Annotated in this window: 16 protein-coding genes and 2 riboswitches; of the genes, 1 reads left to right on the top strand and 15 read right to left on the bottom strand. The window is 29.7% G+C overall.

The annotated features are described in order from the left end of the window. Positions 1-205 precede the first annotated feature (205 nt). The 10 genes from QX51_RS18600 to metK form a co-directional block, all read right to left on the bottom strand. A complete protein-coding gene (locus tag QX51_RS18600) occupies positions 206-814 on the bottom strand; it encodes an ECF transporter S component (RefSeq protein ID WP_039681396.1) in 609 nt (202 codons plus the stop codon). A gap of 104 nt (positions 815-918) precedes the next feature. Beyond that, a riboswitch (FMN riboswitch) is annotated at positions 919-1,038 on the bottom strand. A gap of 99 nt (positions 1,039-1,137) precedes the next feature. Continuing rightward, on the bottom strand, positions 1,138-2,304 hold the full coding sequence (locus QX51_RS18605) for an amidohydrolase (RefSeq protein ID WP_039681397.1): 1,167 nt from the start codon (positions 2,302-2,304) through the stop codon (positions 1,138-1,140). A 16-nt stretch (positions 2,305-2,320) separates the two neighbouring features. Beyond that, positions 2,321-4,465, bottom strand: a complete 2,145-nt coding sequence (locus QX51_RS18610; protein ID WP_039681398.1) for a Tex family protein — start codon at positions 4,463-4,465, stop codon at positions 2,321-2,323. Positions 4,466-4,528: 63 nt separating this feature from the next. Further along, positions 4,529-5,639, bottom strand: a protein-coding gene (prfB, locus tag QX51_RS18615; protein ID WP_139045098.1) for a peptide chain release factor 2 whose coding sequence is annotated in 2 segments (ribosomal slippage) — positions 4,529-5,563 and positions 5,565-5,639 — 1,110 coding nt in all. Because the reading frame shifts where the segments join, the coding sequence is not laid out codon by codon here. A gap of 14 nt (positions 5,640-5,653) precedes the next feature. Continuing rightward, positions 5,654-8,383: a preprotein translocase subunit SecA gene (gene secA, locus QX51_RS18620; protein WP_039681399.1), complete on the bottom strand. Its 2,730-nt coding sequence runs from the start codon at positions 8,381-8,383 to the stop codon at positions 5,654-5,656. Between the two features lie 138 nt (positions 8,384-8,521). Further along, on the bottom strand, positions 8,522-9,874 hold the full coding sequence (locus tag QX51_RS18625; protein ID WP_039681400.1) for a DNA recombination protein RmuC: 1,353 nt from the start codon (positions 9,872-9,874) through the stop codon (positions 8,522-8,524). Between the two features lie 227 nt (positions 9,875-10,101). Next, positions 10,102-10,641, bottom strand: coding sequence for a ribosome hibernation-promoting factor, HPF/YfiA family (hpf, locus tag QX51_RS18630; protein ID WP_039681401.1), 540 nt, complete (start codon positions 10,639-10,641; stop codon positions 10,102-10,104). Between the two features lie 738 nt (positions 10,642-11,379). Then, the gene (locus QX51_RS18635; RefSeq protein WP_039681402.1) at positions 11,380-12,162 is read right to left on the bottom strand and encodes a ComF family protein; all 783 of its coding nucleotides are present in this window, start codon (positions 12,160-12,162) and stop codon (positions 11,380-11,382) included. A gap of 2 nt (positions 12,163-12,164) precedes the next feature. Further along, positions 12,165-14,387, bottom strand: coding sequence for an SF1B family DNA helicase RecD2 (recD2, locus tag QX51_RS18640; RefSeq protein WP_039681403.1), 2,223 nt, complete (start codon positions 14,385-14,387; stop codon positions 12,165-12,167). 140 nt (positions 14,388-14,527) lie between these two features. After that, complete coding sequence (gene metK / locus QX51_RS18645) at positions 14,528-15,721, bottom strand: methionine adenosyltransferase (RefSeq protein WP_039681404.1); 1,194 nt, start codon at positions 15,719-15,721, stop codon at positions 14,528-14,530. 104 nt (positions 15,722-15,825) lie between these two features. Then, positions 15,826-15,935: riboswitch (SAM riboswitch) on the bottom strand. Between the two features lie 204 nt (positions 15,936-16,139). Between metK and yyaC the strand changes: the two genes are divergently transcribed. Beyond that, positions 16,140-16,649, top strand: coding sequence for a spore protease YyaC (yyaC, locus tag QX51_RS18650; RefSeq protein ID WP_039681405.1), 510 nt, complete (start codon positions 16,140-16,142; stop codon positions 16,647-16,649). Positions 16,650-16,838: 189 nt separating this feature from the next. On the opposite strand, the gene mreB is transcribed toward yyaC, so the two are convergent. From mreB to murA, 5 genes are all read right to left on the bottom strand, one after another. Continuing rightward, a complete protein-coding gene (gene mreB / locus QX51_RS18655) occupies positions 16,839-17,867 on the bottom strand; it encodes a rod shape-determining protein (protein WP_039681406.1) in 1,029 nt (342 codons plus the stop codon). A 304-nt stretch (positions 17,868-18,171) separates the two neighbouring features. Continuing rightward, positions 18,172-18,429, bottom strand: a complete 258-nt coding sequence (gene spoIIID, locus QX51_RS18660) for a sporulation transcriptional regulator SpoIIID (protein ID WP_139045099.1) — start codon at positions 18,427-18,429, stop codon at positions 18,172-18,174. A gap of 97 nt (positions 18,430-18,526) precedes the next feature. Then, positions 18,527-19,165: a M23 family metallopeptidase gene (locus tag QX51_RS18665; protein WP_039681408.1), complete on the bottom strand. Its 639-nt coding sequence runs from the start codon at positions 19,163-19,165 to the stop codon at positions 18,527-18,529. 85 nt (positions 19,166-19,250) lie between these two features. Then, positions 19,251-20,258, bottom strand: coding sequence for a stage II sporulation protein D (gene spoIID / locus QX51_RS18670; RefSeq protein WP_039681409.1), 1,008 nt, complete (start codon positions 20,256-20,258; stop codon positions 19,251-19,253). Between the two features lie 66 nt (positions 20,259-20,324). Further along, on the bottom strand, positions 20,325-21,575 hold the full coding sequence (gene murA / locus QX51_RS18675; RefSeq protein WP_039681410.1) for a UDP-N-acetylglucosamine 1-carboxyvinyltransferase: 1,251 nt from the start codon (positions 21,573-21,575) through the stop codon (positions 20,325-20,327). Positions 21,576-21,587: the final 12 nt, after the last annotated feature.

Raw genomic sequence — 21,587 nt, forward strand, 5'->3', positions numbered from 1 at the left:
ATTAAAATCCTTTATTTATGTATCTTTAAATTTTATCTTATTAATTATTATTGTCAAATTATCTATTATTTAAGTCATTTCTTTCCTATACAACTAGATATTATTATATAATAACCTTCCCTTATAATAAAGGGGTTATCTATATTCTACTTTTTTTACATTAAAAAAAGAGCTTTATAAGCTCTTCTTTATTTTATAAAATTAATTATTTACTAAGTAATTTTTCCATTTTCTTAAACAGCAGCAATGTAACTATTGTCATTAGACCAGCTTTTACTATATTAAATGGTGCAATCATCCATATTACAAAAGTAAATAAATCTGTGACTCTTGGATTTATTACTGTACCCATTTGTACTATTTGTTCTAATGGCATACCATATACTGTTGCATATAAAGGCATCATTATATAATAGTTCACTATACATCCCACAATAGTCATTGCTATTATACCTATTAATCCTCCGAATAATACACCTTTTGTACTTTTAAATTTTCTATAAAATAGACATATCATTAATACATAAGATCCACCTATTACTACATTTGCAAATTCTCCCACTCCTCCAGTAGTACTAGCTGTTATTCCTTGAAGAAAATTTTTAACTACAACTATTACAAGTCCTGCCATTGGACCTAAAGACATCCCACCAAATATTGCTGGTATATCCGATACATCTATTTTTAGAAATGATGGGAATATGGGCAAGGGTACTGATATAAACATAAGAACATAAGCTATTGCTGATAAAATACCAACCTTTGCTATAGTTTTAGTAGATGATAACCCTGGTTTTCTAGCTGCATTTTGCATAATATAACCTCCAATTTTAAATATTTTCTTGAAATTAAAAAAACTCGAAGAATTAAAACCTTCGAGTCTTATGAATATTCAAAATGGATTATGGTATATATCATAATTCTCTTCTCTCATCCAGACTGTACTGTCGGCTTTGGAATCTCACCAAATCATGCTACCTAAGTAGCTCGCGGGCTATAACCGCCGGTAGGGAATTTCACCCTGCCCCGAAGATCTTCTGTTTTTTTAATTTCTCACTTATATTATTATAATAATTAAATGAATTCATTATGTCAACATAATATTTTAGACATCAAAATCCAAAGTATGACTTAAGTTTATTTATTTTTCTTATAAACTATTTTTCCATCTATTATTGTGTATAATACATTACTATTTATTTCAAACGGATTATTGTCCCAAATAACTATATCTGCATCTTTTCCAACTTCAATAGATCCAACCTTATTATCTATTCCAAGCACTCTCGCTGGATTTATTGTTATAGCTTCCAACGCTTTTTCTGCTTTCATTCCATGCTTTATTGCTATCCCTGCACATATAGGAAGATATTGTATAGGGACAACTGGATGATCTGTCATCAAACAAACTTCTAAACCTGCATTTGAAAGAATTCCTGCTGTTTCAAAAGTTAAGTTACGTAGCTCTATTTTAGATCTTTCTGAAAGTGAAGGTCCTACTATTACTGGATATCCTTCCTCAACCAATTCTTCTGATACTAAATGCCCTTCTGTACAATGATCTAAAGTCAACCTTAAATTGAACTCTTTCGCAATTCTTATTGCTGTAAACATATCATCGGATCTATGAGCATGAGCTTTAAGAGGAATTTGCCTTTTTAGTACAGGTATTAAGCTTTCGTATTTAATATCATACTCTGGCTTACTTTCATCATCTTCTTCCAACTCGCATCTTTCAACTTCTTCTAGATACTCTTCTGCCTTTTTTAAATTTTCTCTAATTAAAGCCGCTATAGCCATTCTTGTTTGTGGAGTTTTATCGTCACTACCATAAACACTCTTTGGATTTTCTCCAAAAGCAATTTTAGCTGCTACAGGATTTTTTATTACCATTTTATCAATAATTCTACCAAAAGTTTTTATAGCTATGCATTGTCCACCCATTACATTAGCACTACCAGGAGTTGTACAAACCGCTGTTATTCCACCTTGAACTGCTTCTGTAAAGTTTCTATCCATTGGATTTATTCCATCAATAGGATTTAGATGAGGAGTCACAGGGTCTGTTTCTTCATTACCATCAGCTCCTTCAGCCCCCATACCATCTTCCCAAAGTCCTAAATGAGTATGTGCATCTATAAATCCTGGGAATACTAAGCATCCTTTAGCATCTATTATTTGAGCATCTAAAGGCGCTACTATCTCATTTCCTATTTCTACTATTTTTTTATTATCAATAAGAATATTACTATTTATTATTCCTTTAGTTACTGTATTTATTGTTCCATTTTTTATGAATATCACTTATTCTCCTCCATTATTAAAGCTTCATAGATAAAGCAACTCTTTGTTTATCTAAATCTATTCCAATTACTTTAACATCTACTATATCTCCAACAGAGCAAATTTCCATTGGGTCTTTTACAAATTTATTACTCATTTGTGATTTATGAACCAAACCATCATTTTTTATCCCTATGTCAACAAAAACACCAAAATCTACAACATTTCTAACTGTACCTTTTAATATCATACCTTCTTTTATATCTTCTATTTTTAATACATCCGTTCTAAGTATAGGTTTCATTCCATCTTCTTCTCTAGGGTCTCTACCTGGTTTCTTAATTTCTAAAATGATATCTCTTAAAGTAACTTCTCCAGTACCTAGATTTTCACTTAATTGTTTTAAACCTATTTTTTCTACTCTTTCTTCTATATCAGATATATTTTTATTTTTTACATCATCCAAAGAATATCCCAATATATCTAACATTTTTTTGCAAGTATCATAGCTTTCAGGATGGACACCTGTATTATCCAATGGATTTTTACCGTCTTCTATTCTCATAAATCCAGCACATTGAACAAATGCTGAAGGTCCTAATCTCTTTACCTTTTTAAGTTCTGTTCTTGATTTAAAAGAACCATTTTCTTCTCTATAAGTAATTATATTTTTTGCTACAGCTTTGCTTATTCCAGCTATATGTTCTAAAAGTGAGTATGAAGCTGTATTTAAGTCTAGACCTACCTTATTTACAGAATCTTCTACTACGCCGTCTAAAACTTCTTTTAGTCTTTTTTTATTTAAATCATGCTGATATTGACCAACACCAATGCTTTCTGGATCTATTTTAACAAGTTCTGCAAGAGGATCTTGAAGTCTTCTACCTATAGATATAGCTCCCCTTATGGAAACATTTATATCCGGATGTTCTTCAGCAGCAAGTTCAGATGCAGAATAAATCGATGCTCCAGCTTCATTTACTATAATATATTGAGTATCTACACCTAACTCTTTTATTAAATCAGATATTAGACCTTCTGATTCTCTAGAAGCAGTACCATTTCCTATCGCTATAACATCTATTTTATGTGTTTCTATTAATCTTTTTAATGTTTTCTTAGTTTGCTCTACTTTACCCTGTGGTTTGTGTGGATATACTATAGCTTCATCTAAGAATTTTCCACTTGCATCAACTACAGCTATCTTACATCCATTTACATAGCCAGGATCAAATCCCATAACTACCTTTCCTTTTAAAGGTGGCTGTAATAAAAGATTTTTTATATTTTCTCCAAATACATTGATTGCTCTTTCTTGAGCTAACTCAGTTAAATGATTTCTAACTTCTCTTTCTATGGATGGGAAAATTAATCTTTTATAAGCATCTTCTATGGCTGCAACTAATTTTTCTTTATTCTTAAAGTTATTTTTATTAACATATTGGTTTTCTATATATTTTAAAATTCTCTCATTATCTATTTCTAGCTTAACTTTTAAGAACTCTTCTTTTTCTCCTCTGTTTATTGCTAGAACCCTGTGAGAGGCCATATTACTTACTCTCTCACTAAAGTCATAATACATATCATAAACAGATTTTTCATCCTTAGCATTTTTTGTTACTATAACCCCATATTTTAAAGCATTTTCTCTTATATACTTTCTTATTTCTGCATTATCAGAAATTATTTCTGCAATTATATCGTTAGCACCTTTAAGTGCATCTTCTACAGATAAAACTTTTTTGTCTTCATCTATAAACTTTTCAGCCTCATAATCTATATCAACTATATTTTTTTCTAAAATTAATAAAGCCAAGTCTTCTAATCCTTTTTCCTTAGCTATTGTTGCTCTTGTTCTCTTTTTTTGTTTAAAAGGAGCATATATATCTTCAACCTCTTGTAAAGTATTCGCTTTTACTAAGCTTTTTAGGATTTCTTCTGTAAGTTTTCCTTGTTCTTCTATGATTCTTTTTACATCTTCTTTTCTAGATTGTAAATTTCTTAAATAAGTTAATCTATCGTTAAACTGTCTTAAGATAACATCACTCATTTCTCCTGTTATCTCTTTTCTGTACCTAGCAATGAAAGGTATTGTATTTCCTTCATCTATAAGTTTAATAGTATTTTCAATCTGTTCATCTCTTAGATTAAACTCTGATTTTAAAATTTGATTAATATTCAATTTGAACCTTCTTTCTAAAAATAAGGCTTAAGAATATTATCATTCTCAAGCCCTATGTTTTAATTATTTATTAATTTTGTTCATTTTTAAATACTCATTTATAAATAAATCTATATTTCCATCTAGTACACTATCCACATTGCCCACTTCGCAGTTTGTTCTGTGATCTTTTACTAATTTATAGGGTTGAAAAACATAGGATCTTATTTGGCTTCCCCAAGTAATTTGAGAATATTTACCTTGTATATCTTCTATTCTTTCTTTTTGTTCTAATTCTTTAAGGTGAATTAATTTCCCTTTTAGCATTTTCATAGCTGTCTCTCTGTTCATTAGCTGAGATCTTTCATTTTGACACTGAACAATTACTCCTGTAGGTATATGAGTTATCCTAACTGCAGAATCTGTAGTATTTACATGCTGACCTCCGGCACCAGAAGCTCTATAAGTATCAATTTTTAAATCTGATGGATTTAATTCAATATCAATATCATCATCCAATTCTGGAGTAATATCCACTGAAACAAAAGATGTATGTCTTTTTCCAGATGTATCATAAGGCGATATCCTTACAATTCTGTGAACACCTTTTTCACTTTTTAAATATCCATAAGCATTTAAACCTTCTATCAATAAGGTTACACTTTTAATTCCCGCCTCAGTATCTGGTAAGTAATCTAAAGTTTTAACTTTAAATCCTTTGTTATTTGCATATCTTGTGTACATTCTAAGAAGAATTTGTGCACAATCTTGAGCATCTAACCCACCAGTACCTGCATTAATAGATAATATGGCATTATTTGAATCATATTCTCCATTTAAAAGAGTCTTTATTCTTACCTTATCTAATTCATTTTGAATACTTTGGATAGATGATTCTATTTCTTTTTCAATAGAATCATCATCCTCTTCCATTGCCATCTCTAGCAATATCTCTATTTCTTCCAGTCCATTTTGTAAACTTTCATATTCTTCTATAGTATCTTTTAAAGATTTATTTTTTTGTAATATTTTCTGAGCTCTTTCATTATCATTCCAAAACTCTTGCTTTGATATTTCATTCTCTAACGACTCAACTTCTTTATTCAAACCATCTATGTCAAAGAGAAACCCTCAAATCTTTTAAATTTGAAGACATTTGTTGTAATTCTTGTCTATATTCTTGTTCATTTAGCATTGGAACCCTCCATACTATTTTCCGCAACAATGTTTGAACTTTTTACCACTTCCACAAGGGCAAGGTTCATTTCTTCCTACAGTTTTTTCTTTAACTACAGGAGATTTATCAGCTAAATCGCTTGGTGATGCTAATTTATCAACATCTACAACTGATTTTCTTTCTTTTGGTTGTTGCTCTATAGTTATATTGAATAAATATCTTACTGTATCTTCTTGAATATGCTTAACCATATCATCAAACATATCAAAACCTTCCATTTTGTATGCTATAACTGGATCTTGTTGTCCTAAAGCACGAAGACCTATACCTTGACGTAATTGATCCATTGCATCTATATGATCTATCCAGTGATTATCAACACATTGAAGAAGTATAATTCTTTCTACTTCTCTCATTCTTTCAGAACCTATTAGCTCTTCTTTTTCTCTATATATATCATGAGCTATTTCATAAATTTTATCGCTTAGTTCTTGTGTATTTAATTCTTCTAGCCCTTCTACTTCTAAACTATCCGTTGGCATAAATAATCCATATAGATATGATTTTAAGTTTTCTAATTCTATACCCTTGTCTCCTACATAAGCAGTAACTGAAGAGTTAATAATTTCTTTTATCATACCTTGAACTTGCTCATTTATATCTTCGCCCTCTAAAACTCTTCCTCTTTCATCATATATAACTTGTCTTTGTTTATTCATAACATCGTCATATTGTAGTACGTGCTTTCTTATACCGAAGTTTCTTCCTTCAACTTTCTTTTGAGCATTTTCTATAGATCTAGTTAGCATTTTATGTTCAACTGGCATATCTTCTTCTAATCCAATTTTTTCTACTACACCTTGTATTCTTTCACTTCCAAATAATCTCATAAGTTCATCGTCTAATCCAATATAGAATCTTGAACTACCTGGATCACCTTGACGTCCAGAACGTCCTCTTAACTGGTTATCTATTCTTCTAGATTCGTGTCTTTCTGTACCTATGATTGCTAAACCACCAGCTTCTCTAACTGCTTCTTGCTCTTTTTTAGCTTGTTCTTTATATTTTTCATATAAATCATCAAATGTATGCTTAGCTTTTGCTAATTCTTCATTTTCTGCTAATTCACTTTCTTCTATATGAGTATCTACTCTTTTTATCGCAGATTCAGTAAATCCTTGTCTCTTTAGTTCTTTTTTAGTTAAGAATAGAGGGTTACCACCTAACATAATGTCAGTTCCACGACCAGCCATGTTAGTCGCTATAGTTACAGCACCTAGTCTACCAGCTTGAGCAACTATTTCAGCTTCTTTTTCATGGTTTTTAGCATTTAATACCTCGTGCTTTATTCCTCTTTTCTTAAGAATTTGAGCTAATTTTTCTGATTTATCTATTGATACTGTACCAACTAGTACTGGTTGTTGTTTTTTATTTCTCTCTAATATTTCATCTGCTATTGCATTAAATTTACCATTTTCGTTTTTGTAAACTACATCTGGTAAATCTTCTCTTTGCACTGGCTTATTTGTAGGAATTACAACAACATCCATTTTGTATATTGATTTAAATTCTTCTTCTTCTGTTTTTGCTGTACCAGTCATACCAGAAAGTTTCTTATACATTCTAAAGAAGTTTTGGAATGTTATAGTTGCAAGAGTTTTAGATTCTCTTTGCACATGTAATCCTTCTTTAGCTTCTATTGCTTGATGTAAACCTTCTGAATATCTTCTACCAAACATTAAACGTCCAGTAAATTCATCAACTATTATAATTTCGCCATCTTTAACTACATAATCTACGTCTTTTTTCATTATGGCATGTGCTTTTAATGCTTGAGTTATATGGTGATATAGTTCCGTATGCTCTATATCAGTTATATTTTCAACATTAAAGTAAATTTCTGCTTTCTTTATACCTGATTCAGTTAAAGATGCAGCTTTTTGTTTTTCATCTATATCATAATCTCCGTCTGAGAAATGTGATTCTTTTTCTTCTTTAGTTTTTTCTTGTTCTGTTTTACTTGGAGCTTTTAATGTTAATACAAATGTATTTGCATCTGTATATAAATGTGTAGATTTATCCCCAGGTCCAGATATTATAAGAGGAGTTCTAGCTTCATCTATTAATATAGAGTCAACCTCATCCACTATTGCATAGTTTAATTCTCTTTGAACTCTTTGTTCTTTATGAATAACCATGTTATCCTTTAAATAATCGAATCCGTACTCATTATTAGTTCCGTATGTAATATCACAATTATATTGTTCTCTTCTTACTTCTGGAGTTTGTCCATGAACTATAACACCTACGCTAAGCCCTAAAAATTCATAAACTTTACCCATATCTTCTTTATCACGTTTTGCTAAGTAGTCATTTACTGTAACAACGTGCACACCTTTACCTTCAAGGGCATTTAAATACACTGGTGCTGCAGCAACTAAAGTTTTACCTTCACCAGTTTTCATTTCCGCTATTCTCCCTTGATGAAGTACCATACCACCTATAAGCTGAACATCATATTGTCTAAGTCCTAAAACTCTTTTAGATGCTTCTCTTACTACTGCAAAAGCTTCTGGTAATATATCGTCTAGTGTTTCACCATTTGATAATCTTTCTTTAAATTCATTTGTCATATTTTTAAGTTCTTTGTCTCTCATAGACTCGAACCTTGATTCCATCTCATCGATTTTTTCAGCAATCTTTTGGAAATTTTTTAATTCTTTTTTATCAGCCATGTTAAATAAACTATCTAAAAAACCCATTCTATGCATCTCTCCTCATTGTATTATTATACTATTATACATTTTAACATAAAAAGTCATGATTTAATATTAAATATTAACTTAATTATGTATAATCATACTTTATTATTATAGTTTTAACCACTCTTAAATATTTATTTAAAATTCATCATCTTTTGATGGTGCTATATATTCATAAGCCTGGTCATGGCTTAGTTTTTCAACACTTTCTAGCTTTCTATTAATCTGTCTAGTTCTAGTTCCTACTAATTTATCTATTTCTGAACTAGCTTGGTTTAATTTACTTTGTGCAGCATTTAATACTGTTTCAAATTTAGAAAACTCGGTTTTAACCGCGCCTAAAACTTTCCATACTTCACTAGAATGTCTTTCTATTGCTAAAGTCTTGAATCCCATTTGTAAACTATTTAAAAGGGCTATTAAAGTTGTTGGTCCTGTTATATTAATTTTAAAATCTCTTTGTAAATCTTCTACCAACTGCTGACGTTTAATAACTTCTGCATATAAACCTTCTGTTGGTAAAAATAAAATTCCAAAATCTGTTGTATTTGGTGGATCTATGTACTTATCTCTAATGTCTTTAGCTGATTTTTTGATAAATCTTTCTAATTCCTTCGATGCACTATCTATTGATTTTTGACTTCCTTCGTCATAAGCATCTATTAATTTATTATATATATCCAAAGGAAACTTTGCATCTAGAGGTAAATATATAGTATCCTTTATTTCATCTTTACCTGGAAGCTTTATTGCAAATTCTACAGTTTCTCTGGACCCTTTTTTCGTAATAATATTTTGGGCATATTGTTCTGGCGCTAAGAATTGTTCTAATATGCGTTCTAACTGAATTTCTCCCAAAACACCTCTTGTTTTAACATTAGAAAGTACTTTTTTTAAATCTCCAACTCCTGTTGCTAAAGTTTGCATTTCTCCTAATCCTTTATAGACTTGTTCCAATCTATCATTAACCATCTTAAATGATTCACCTAGTCTTTTTTCTAAAGTACTTTGTAACTTTTCATCTACTGTTATTCTCATCTTTTCCAGATTATTTTCTGTTGATTTAGTTAATCCTGTAAATTTTTCTTCTGTGACCTTGGTTAATTGGCTTAACTTTTCATTTTGTAACTGAGCAAGATTGTCCAAACTCTTCATCATATTTTCATTAAAAGAATTCAATGTATTCTCTAAACTCTTAGAATTTATATCAAATTGATTTTGCTGAAGTGTAGATAGATTCATAATATGTCTTGATATAGATGATGTCAAACTATCTATAGAAACTTTCATTTCTTGTCTATTTTCTTGTTCATTCCTTCTTGATTCTTCTCTATTTGTATAAAATTCTTGTCTAAATGATTTTTCCATACTATCGAACTTCTTTTCCATATCTTCACTAAGTTTGTCTATATTTATATCCTTAGCTCTTGTACATACGAAGATATTTATGATTAAAAGCACTATTACTATAATAAGTAATATTTCTGTCAAAATATCAGCTCCTTTTCTTCCCCTATATTATAGACCTTCATATTTGTTAAATTTTTCATATTACATTTTATATAATAACAAAATATAGTTATTTACTCAATAATCTGCATATTAATAGTATAAACCTTTATTTATTTTTCAAAACTTAAATATATAATTTCTTAGCACTTAAAAAGGCTATCGATAAAATTATCGATAGCCTTGAATATTTTTAATAATTAATTATCTTATTCATGCTCTATTAATCCATATCCACCATCTTCACGTTTATATACTATAGATATTTCATCACTATCTATATTTCTAAACATATAGAATCCATGCTCTATTAATTCCATTTGTAATACTGCCTCTTCTGGACTCATTGGCTTCATATCAAACTTTTTACGTCTTTCTATTACTATATCTAAGCTTTCATCATCATATTCTTCTATTCCTTCATCCATTTGGAATCTAATACTTTCACCCTTAGATTGATGTTTATCTTGTAGTTTATTTTTATATCTTCTTATTTGCTTTTTAAGCTTATCATAAACAACATCAATAGCAGCATATAAATTTTCTTCACTATCTTCTGCTCTAATTATCGGTCCACTTATAGGGATAATTGTTACTTCTATTTTTTGAGTTGCTTTTTTTGCACTTACAGTTACTTTTACTTCAGTTTCTGGATTAAGATAACGTTCTAACTTACCTAACTTGTCTTCTATTGCAGTTTTGATTCCATCTGTAAGCTCTAATTTTTTTCCTGATATTATTACTTTCATAAGAACATCTCCCTTCACTTATGTAAAGCATGTGTAATTTTATACTTTACTTTGTGTATTAGTATTTATGCTTTAATAATATATTCTACATTAATTATCTTTCTCCTTTTTTTTTATTGTTAACTTTTTATTTTTTTATATACTGTCGTAAAAAATAGTTTTATGTATTTTTTTATTTACTTTTAGAATAATGTGGATTATTAATTAACACCCTTTGTGGATAATGTTGATAACTTTGTTGATAACTTTCATGACCGTGTATATTATCTAATTTTAATACTTTATATTTATCCACATATAATAATTATATATTGTTAATTACTTGATCCATCTAGTATAATTATTATTTCATTCTTGTTTATATAATCTTGAGAAATTTTTCTTAATATAGATATATATTTCTATATTATGCAATTTTATTGATATCTATCAATATTTTTTAGAAATCGTTTTCTTTTTTTATAAAAAAAAGTACCTATCAGGTACTTTTTGTTTCAGCTGACCTGGTCTTTGACCCCACACTCGCCTACTGCAGCTTTCGCTCGGGTTTGCCTCACTACTAACCATCTCGATTTTAATACCGGTAGGTCTTACATCTAAGACGCACCATGATCATTAACCCAATTTTTAGTGTTAACTTACGTGGATCCTTTAGCCTGCGTCTGGCTTGGACTTGCAACCACAGACCTGAAACATATTACTATTTTAACGGCTTAAAACAATTCTGTCAATAGAATTTTATTCCTTTATATATACATCTACACAAGTTGTTAGTAATGTAAATATACATATACTATTTACAGAGTTCATTTTCAATACTTTTGATATTTCATTTGCTGTTGATCCTGTAGTAAAAATATCATCAATTAATATTACATTTTTATTTTCTATAAGATTAATATTCTCTTTTATCTTAAATCCATTTTTCAATTCTTTTTCTCTATCTTCTTTATTTAGCTTGTATAGCTTTTTTGTATTTTTTACTCTGCTAATACAATCCAATATAGGTATATCTAGTAAATCGCCTAATTTATTAGCTATTTTTTCTGCTTGATTAAATCCCCTTTTTTTTAGTCTTTTTTTATGTAAAGGAACAAATAATATATAGTCAGCTTCTATACCTTCTAGCAAAAACTTTTCTTCCATTAGGCACGCTATATATTTGCACAAATAAGTTTTACTTTTATATTTAAAATCTAAAATTAATTTTTTACTTATATCATCATATTCTATACAAGAGATTACTTTATCAAAGTAAAAAGTTTTATTATAACAATAGTTACACTCAATTAAGCTTTCTCTTTCCAAATTTCTATTTACTATAGGTTTGCCACATTTATTACATCCATCAAAAATAAAATTTAGCTCCTTAAAACAACTTCTGCAAAGAGAATAAGAGTTAGTTAGTTTTATGGGATTATCACAAATTATGCAAGTTATATTTCTAGGATAAACATAATTTATTAGAACCTTTATAGTTTCTCTTATATTATTTGGAATTAACTTTGATATAAATCTCATTATTATCTACTTAACAACCCTTCTTTTATAAATTTATTTAATTTATATGATAAATTAGAGTATCTGTCATTTATTCTATTATTTTTGATCATTTGTTCTAAATACTTAACATCACCAACTAATACAACAAGTTTTTTTGCCCTTGTTACTGCAGTATAGAGTAAATTACGACTTAGTAGCATAGGAGGAGCCCAAACTATAGGTATAACTACTACAGGGAATTCACTCCCTTGACTTTTGTGAATTGTAGTACAAAAACTATGATCAAGTTCATCTAGTTCATCATATTTATAAGAAGCAATTTTCACCTTATCAAAAAGTACAAAAACAGTCTTCTTATCTTTATCTATATGAAATATATATCCAATATCTCCATTGTATATACCTTCACCATTATCACTTTTGTCTTCTGTTTCCCATTTTTTCGTGTAGTTATTTCTAATTTGCATTACTTTGTCCCCTACTCTAAAAGTTCTCTTAGCAAACTCTTCTTCTTGTTTATATTTATTAGGAGGGTTAAGGTATTTTTGTAATTCTATATTTAGATTTGTTACACCTAGGTCACCTTTTCTCATGGATGTTAACACTTGTATATCTTTTAATTTATCAAAGTTATAAAACTTAGGTAGCCTTTCGCTAACAAGGCCTATTATTTCATTTAAAATTTCTTCGTTTGTATTTTTTCTCAAGAAGAAGAAATCTTTATTTTTAACATTTAAAAATAATGGTTCTCCATTATTTATCTTATGGGCATTTACTACTATCATACTTTCTCTTGCTTGCCTGAATATTTCATCTAATCGCACTGTCTTTATTACACCAGAATCGATTATATCTTTTAGAACATTTCCTGCTCCTACTGACGGTAACTGATCACTATCTCCAACTAAAAGTAACCTTGTTCCTAGTTTTATTGCTTTTAGCAGATTATACATTAATATAATATCAACCATAGATGCCTCGTCTAATATTATTACATCTGCCTCTATGGGGTCTTCTTCATCTTTAAAGAATGTTAATTCATCACCATCTGTGGAAAATCCCATTTCTAGAAGCCTATGAATAGTCTTAGCTTCTTTATTTGAGGTTTCACTCATTCTTTTAGCTGCCCTACCTGTTGGAGCACATAAAACTACCTTTTGATCGTTATTTTCAAATATTTTTATTATAGTATTTATAGTTGTAGTTTTTCCTGTACCAGGACCACCTGTAATAATTGTTACTCCATTATTTATAGCTTCTTTTACTGCTAAGATTTGATTATTGGCTAAACTTATTTCATCTTCTTTTTCAACAATTTTTATTTCTTCATCTATATTAATATGTAAATCTTTAGTTTCATGTTGAGATAACTTTACAATTTCCTTACACACACCATTTTCACATATATAATACATCATTAAATATACTAAAATTTCTCCATCTCTATTTTCTAAATGTAATTTTTGATTGTATGCCAAATCTATGATTCCATTTTCTACAAATGTGGGCTCTACACCTAAAATTTTAACTGATTGTTCAATCAATACCCTTTTAGGCAAGTATGTATGACCACTCCCTAGACTTTGATTTAGTGTAAATAAAATACCTTGCATAATTCTATCTGGAGAATATTTATCTATACCAATCTTGCTAGCTATATCATCAGCTATTCTAAATCCTATACCTCTTACTTCTTCTGCTAATCTGTATGGATTTTTATTTATCACTTCTAAAGACTTATCTTTGTATTTTTTATATATTCTTAAACAATAATTAGGAGTTATTCCATAAGGAGATAGTTGTATTATTATATTTCTAAGCTCTCTATTTTCTTCATAGCCCTCTTGGATTTGCTTGACTTTTTTCATACCTATTCCTTCTACTTCAGTTAATCTTTCTGGAGTATTTTGAATAATATTTAAAGTATCTACACCAAATTTATCTATTATCCTTTTAGCCATTTTTTCGCCTATTCCATGAATCATACCTGAAGATAAATAAACATAAATACCTTCTAAAGAAGACGGTGTAACAGGCATAAAGCTTTGTACCTCAAATTGAGAACCATAAATTTTATGATTAATCCATTTTCCTTCAACTTCTATACTTTCTCCTACAGATAAAGTTGGCATACAGCCTACAATAGTTATTTCATCATTTTCATTAGCTAAAGATGCTATAGTGTAACCATTCTCTTCATTTTTAAAGACTATATCACTAACCATTCCTTGTAATTTTTCCATTTTAATTCTCCTAAAATCATTTATTAACTCATACTTATAATTATTAGTATTATAAGTATATTTTATGTTATCACTTAATGTAAAAAAAATAAAGAGCCGTATATTCTACAACTCTTTATTATTTATATTAATTATTAAAATTATTTTACTGAAGATTGTTTTCTTAATGTTTCAGCTTTGTCAGTTCTTTCCCATGGTAAATCAATGTCAGTTCTTCCAAAGTGTCCATAAGCAGCTGTTTGTCTGTATATAGGTTTTCTTAAGTCTAAGTCTCTTATTATAGCACCTGGTCTTAAGTCAAAGTTCTTATTAATTAATTCAACTAACTCAGCTTCTGACACTTTTCCTGTTCCAAATGTGTCAACAAATATAGATAATGGCTTAGCAACACCTATAGCATAAGCTAGTTCTATTTCACACTTATCTGCAAGTCCTGCAGCTACTATATTTTTAGCAACGTATCTTGCAGCATAAGCAGCCGATCTATCAACCTTAGTTGCATCTTTTCCTGAGAATGCTCCACCACCGTGTCTAGCATATCCTCCATAAGTATCTATTATTATTTTTCTTCCTGTTAAACCAGTATCTCCTTGTGGTCCACCTATAACAAATCTTCCTGTTGGATTTATGTATATTTTAGTTTCATCATCTAGTAAATCTGCTGGTATAACTTCTTTTATTACTAACTCTATTAAATCTTTTCTTATAGTTTCGTTATCCACATGTTCACTATGTTGAGTAGATATTAGTATAGTATGTACTCTTACTGGCTTATTTCCATCGTACTCTACTGTAACTTGAGTTTTACCGTCTGGTCTTAAATAATCTACTGTTTCATTTTTTCTTATTTCTGTTAATCTTCTAGATAATTTATGTGCTAAAGATATAGGTAATGGCATTAATTCTGGAGTTTCATTACATGCAAATCCAAACATTATACCTTGATCTCCTGCTCCTATAGCTTCTATTTCTTCTTCAGTTTGTTCTCCACTCCTACTTTCTAAAGCTTCATCAACTCCCATAGCTATATCTGATGATTGCTCGTCTATAGCAGTTATAACTGCACAAGTTTGACTATCAAATCCATACTTAGCTCTTGTATATCCTATTTCTTTTATTGTATCCCTAACTATTTTTTGTATATCTACATAAGCTTTTGTAGATATTTCACCTGCTACTAATACTAATCCTGTAGTTGTAGTTGTTTCACAAGCTACTCTTGATAAAGGGTCCTTCTCTAATAAAGCATCTAATATTGCATCTGAAATTTGGTCACACATTTTATCTGGATGGCCTTCAGTTACTGACTCCGATGTAAATAAATGTCTTGACATTGTACTTCCTCCTTTTTATTATGTATTTTTGTCAATTTGGGTAAAAATAAAACCTCTTCTTTGACAGAAGAGGTTAATTATCACATAAAAATTCTAATTAACTAACCTCATCTCTCTAACGTTTCCGTTAAGTAGGATTTAGCACCGTCCCCCAAATATTGGAAGTGGTTGCTGGGCTTCATAGGGCCTGTCCCTCCGCCTCTCTTGATAAGGTGTAATCACGATTACACATATTTTAATATTACTTTTAACAACTATATGATAACCTTTTTTTGATATAGTGTCAAGAATTTATTTATTTTATGAACACTATTACACCTTGCATCATATGATTAATATATAAGTGTCTTTATGTTTATTAAAGTTATGTATTTTTTTATTAGGTAGTTCATATATTTTTGAAGGGAGGTAAGTTCCTATGTATTTAGCCAAAGTGAACTATAAAAAAGAAAATGTTATAGAAATATTAAGCTTAATACTCAAAGATATAATTAATGAAAATACCGTTGTTATTTGTATAGGAACGGATCGTGCTATAGGAGATGCTTTAGGTCCTTTAGTCGGTACTATGCTTAAAAATAGCGACTTTAAATACCCCGTTTACGGTACCCTAGATAATCCTATTCATGCCTTGAACATATATGAATCTATTGATCAAGTAAAAGAAAAACATCCTAACAGTGAATTCTTAGCTATTGATGCCTGCTTAGGTTCTATAAATAATATAGGAAATATCCAAATTAGAAAAGGACCCATTCTTCCAGGTAAAGGCGTAGGTAAAAAACTCCCGCAAATTGGATCTCATTCAATTGTAGGTATTGTAGATAAAGTAGATGAAAATAATAGATTTTCATTTAATAATGTTCGACTACATTTTATTCTCGAATTGGCTGAAACTATTGCTTTATCAATATTACTCTCAACTTAAACATAATCATCTATGTACTTATCTGAAAATTCGCTTTGTTAATGTGGCAACGGACTATAAATCTGGTTAGTTGCTCCATTAAGTAGTTGGATTTTATGTTTTATCCATATTTCATATAAAATATAAAATTCTTACAAGTTAAAAAGGGCCGTACATACTAATTAAAATTATTATGACAGCCCTTTTATATTATTTTTTATTTCTTCTTTTAAATGTTCCACCTGTTTCTAATAAATCTAATGTACTTAATGATGAACCAGTTCCTCTTGCAACACAAGATAATGGATCGTCAGCAACTATTACATTAATTCCTGTTGCTTCTTCAATTCTCTTATCTAAATTCTTTAATAATGCTCCTCCACCTGTCATTACTATCCCAGATGTACTTATGTCAGCTGCCAATTCTGGTGGTATTTTTTCTAATACTACTCTAGTTGTAGCAACTATTTGCTTTATACATTCTTCTAAAGCTTCTGCTATTTCTTCTGAGCTTACTTCTATAGTTTCTGGAAGTCCTTTTATTATATTTCTACCACTTATTTTCATAAGCTTTTCTTCACTATCTTTCATAGCTGTCCCAATTTCCATTTTCAGCTTTTCTGCGCTTCTTTCACCTATAAGAAGATTATGCTTTTTCTTAATATAAGCTACTATGGCAGCATCAAACTTATCTCCACCTACTTTAATTGAGTCACTAACTACTGCTCCCCCAAGAGATATAACAGCTATATCCGTAGTTCCTCCACCTATATCTATTACCATATTCCCATTTGGTAGAGATATATCCATACCAGCACCAATCGCTGCTGCTATTGGTTCTTCTATTATATAAACTTCTCTTGCCCCAGCTTCTCTAGTTGCTTCTTCTACTGCCCTTTTTTCAACTTCTGTAACACCTGTTGGTACACACACCATTATTCTTGGCATTACAAGCCTTCTAAATCCTTTTTTCTCTACTATCTTTTCTGTAAAGTATTTTAACATTTTTTCAGTTGCTTCATAATCTGAAATAACACCATCTTTTAATGGTTTTATTGCCACTATATTTGCAGGTGTTCTACCTATCATTTTTCTCGCTTCATTTCCAACTGCTAAAACTGTATTTGTGTTTTTTTCAATCGCAACTACTGATGGTTCTTCTAATACGATACCCTTACCATCTACATATACTAAGACATTTGCCGTCCCTAAATCTATTCCTATATCTGCTCCAGCCATATTCTCACTCCTCTTATTATTTATATATAAAGTTAATTTGCTTTCTATTAAAGACCTCTATGTTACAAGATATACAAAAAAATAATATAAGTCAAGGAAAAAGTGTAGGTTTTATGCTACATTTTTATTATATTATGATAATTTTTATTTTATATTATTATTTATTTTTATTGCTTATTTTTTTGCATTTCATGTCGTTTTTTATCATAAAATCTGAAATATAACCACCAAATGAAATATCATATGGTAAATTTGTGTATTACTATATTTGTAATTTTATAACTCAAAAAAGTGCAGGATATACCTACACTTTTTTTTCTTTTTCATATTTAAGTTTTGTTGCCATTCCACCTCGAATGTGTCTTTCTGATTTATTCTTTTCTAAAACTCTCTTAACCTCTAAAGCTAGAGAAGGATTGATTTCTTCTAATCGTTCTGTTACATCCTTATGAATAGTACTTTTACTTACTCCAAAAGTTTTAGCTGTTTGTCTTACCGTAGTATTTTTTTCTAATATATATTTTGCTACAATAACTGCCCTTTCCTCTATATAGGATCTCACTCCCTTCCCCCCTAACATCAATATCCTTATTGATATATATGAAAAAATGGTAAAAAATATAACAGGTCCAATCAAATATGATTGAACCTGTTAAACTTTATTCTAATAAACTCATTGGATTAATAGCTGTATTATTTTTATATGCTGCTAAGTGTACATGTACCCCACTTAAACATTCTACATCACTAGTATTTCCTGCATATCCTATACATTGACCTTCTTTTATTTCATCGCCTTTGTTCACTGTAATATTCTTACTTAAACTAGAATATACAAATACAGTATCTTTATCAGATTTAACTTTTACAGACATTCCATATTCATCATCATCATATACATCTAATACTGTACCTGGAGTTAGTGATTTAACTTCTTGATTTTCATTTGCTTCTACGTCTATTGCTTTATGTATTTCCCAAACTTCTAAAGTTTCTGAATAGCTGGGTTCTTTTTCTGAGTAATTTCGTATTACTTGATTTCCTAAGTAGCTTATTTTATTATGTTCAGCTTCTTTTGCTTTTGCTAAATTTTGATCAGAATCTGTAGTAGTTGGAAGAACATCATTTTTTTCATCTTCTGTTAAATGTATTTCATCTTGGCTATTGGTTTGAGTATTCTTCGATAATAAGTTATCTACGTTTTTGTTAGTAAACCAAATTCCTCCAATTGCTATGATACAGATACATATAAATAAGGATAAATAAAAACCATCCTTTTCTAATAATTTCTTTTTCATGTTGTACCTCCAAATATATTAATACATATTCAGATTATTAACTAATAATTAATATTTATACAACATTTTTTACATTTTTTGTATATTAATACATATCTTTTATATCAGTACCTTTGAAGTAATGAAATAATATGTCATAGTATTTGTATCCTTTTTTTGCCATCCCCTCAGCGCCCCATTGACTCATTCCTACACCATGTCCATATCCTTTCACAGTGAAGTTCATTTCATCATTATTATAATTAATAGTAAAATTAGCAGAATTCAGATTCAATATCTTCCTCATGTCAGTTCCACTTATTTTGACATTTCCAACTTCAATTATTTTTACGCATCCACCATCTGTTCTATCTACTATGCTTACTTCTTTATCTAGTTTATCTAAAGATATATTAATTTGCGGATATATATTTTTTATATACTTAATAAATTTACTCTTTTTTATTGAATAAGTAGTTGAATATTTAGGTGAGTTTTCTTCATATGGACTGTCTACTGATACTAAGTATGGATATTGAGTAGAGAAAACATCTTTACTATTTTCAGTTTTACCTGAAGAAGTTGAAAAATATAAAGGTAAAATTGCCTTTTCTTCATAACTCACAATTTGACCTTTCGTATCATCTACCGCCTTTTTTACTTTAACATAATCACTTTTTATCCAGTCTTCACCCTTAATTTTTTTTAAATCATCATATGATGTATAAGCTTGACAGTGAGCTGAATTAGTACAAACTGCTGAATTTTTATGGCCAGATGTGATGTTATTTTCCATCTTGTATATAACATAAGTTCTAGCAGCTATGGCTTGCGCTTTTAAAGCTTCTTCATCAAAAGTTGATGGCATTTCACTAGATAATACTCCATATAGGTATTCTTCAATATCTATCTTCTCTATTTTGTTTTTACTGACATTATAGACATTAATAATAGGCGAATCTTTATCAATTTTTTCATAAGTAATTTCTTTAGTAACTTTCTTTTTTACAACTGCGCTACTTGGATTGTCATCATAAAATATCAAACTTCCAACTACCGACACTATAACTAATGAAAAAGATAGTAATAAAACAAAAATAAAAGGTTTTTTCATATATCTTCCTCCTAAGATTTAAGCTTCTTAAATATATGAAAAAACCTATGTTTTTATTACTAATTGTTATTCAACTATTTCTATGTTACCGCCTAATGCAGTTATTTTTTTATCAATATCTACATATCCTCTTTGAATATGATATATTTCTCCTATTTCAGTTTCACCTTCTGCTATAAGACCGCAAAGTATTAAAGCAGCTCCAGCCCTTAAATCAGTAGCATTTACTTTAGCTCCATTTAATTCTTCTACACCCTCTACAACAGCTGTTCTACCTTCTATTTTAATGTTTGCTCCCATTCTATTGAATTCAGCAACATGCATAAATCTATTTTCAAATACTGTTTCTATAACTACTCCAGTCCCTTTTGCAACTGTAAGCATAGCCATAAATTGTGCTTGCACATCTGTTGGGAACCCTGGATGTGGTAAAGTTTTTATATCTATAGCTTTTAATTTTTCTGGTCCAATTACCCTTATAGAATTATCCATTTCTATAATTTCACAACCAGCTTCTCTTAATTTTGCTGTTACAGGCTTTAAATGCTCAAGAATTATATTCTCAACAGTTATATCACCTTTTGTCATAGCTGCAGCTACCATGAATGTAGCAGCTTCTATTCTATCAGGTATTACATCATGTTCTGTAGCTTTTAATTCTTTTACACCTTTTATTCTTATAGTGTTTGTTCCTGCTCCTCTGACATCTGCTCCCATTTCATTTAAGAAGTTTGCTAAGTCAACTATTTCTGGCTCTTCTGCTGCATTTTCTATTATAGTAGTTCCTTCTGCTAATACTGCAGCCATCATTATATTTTCAGTAGCTCCTACTGATGGGAAATCTAGATATAACTTACTACCAGTTAATCTATCTGTTTTAGCTTCTACGAACCCATGATCCATCACTACCTCTGCACCTAGAGCTTTAAACCCTTTTAGATGTAAATCTATTGGTCTAGTACCTATAGCACATCCTCCTGGCATAGATATTCTAGTTTGATTGAATCTTGCTAGCAATGGTCCCATTACTAAGAAAGAAGCTCTCATCTTTCTAACTAGTTCATATGGAGCATCATAAGTTGTCAAATTTGTTGCATCAACTGTTAATGTTGTTCCCTTATATTCAACCTCAGCACCTAAGTGTCTTAATAAGTCAGATATAACATGTACATCCTTTAAATTTGGGACTTCTCTAAGCACTGATTTTCCTTTCGCTAATAAAGTTGCTGCTATTATTGGTAATACAGCATTTTTTGCACCATCTATTCTAACACTACCTTTAAGTGGATTACTCTTTTTTACTATTATTTTAGCCATTATTTGTCTCTC

This window comes from Terrisporobacter othiniensis (genome assembly GCF_000808015.1).
Taxonomy (GTDB): domain Bacteria; phylum Bacillota; class Clostridia; order Peptostreptococcales; family Peptostreptococcaceae; genus Terrisporobacter; species Terrisporobacter muris.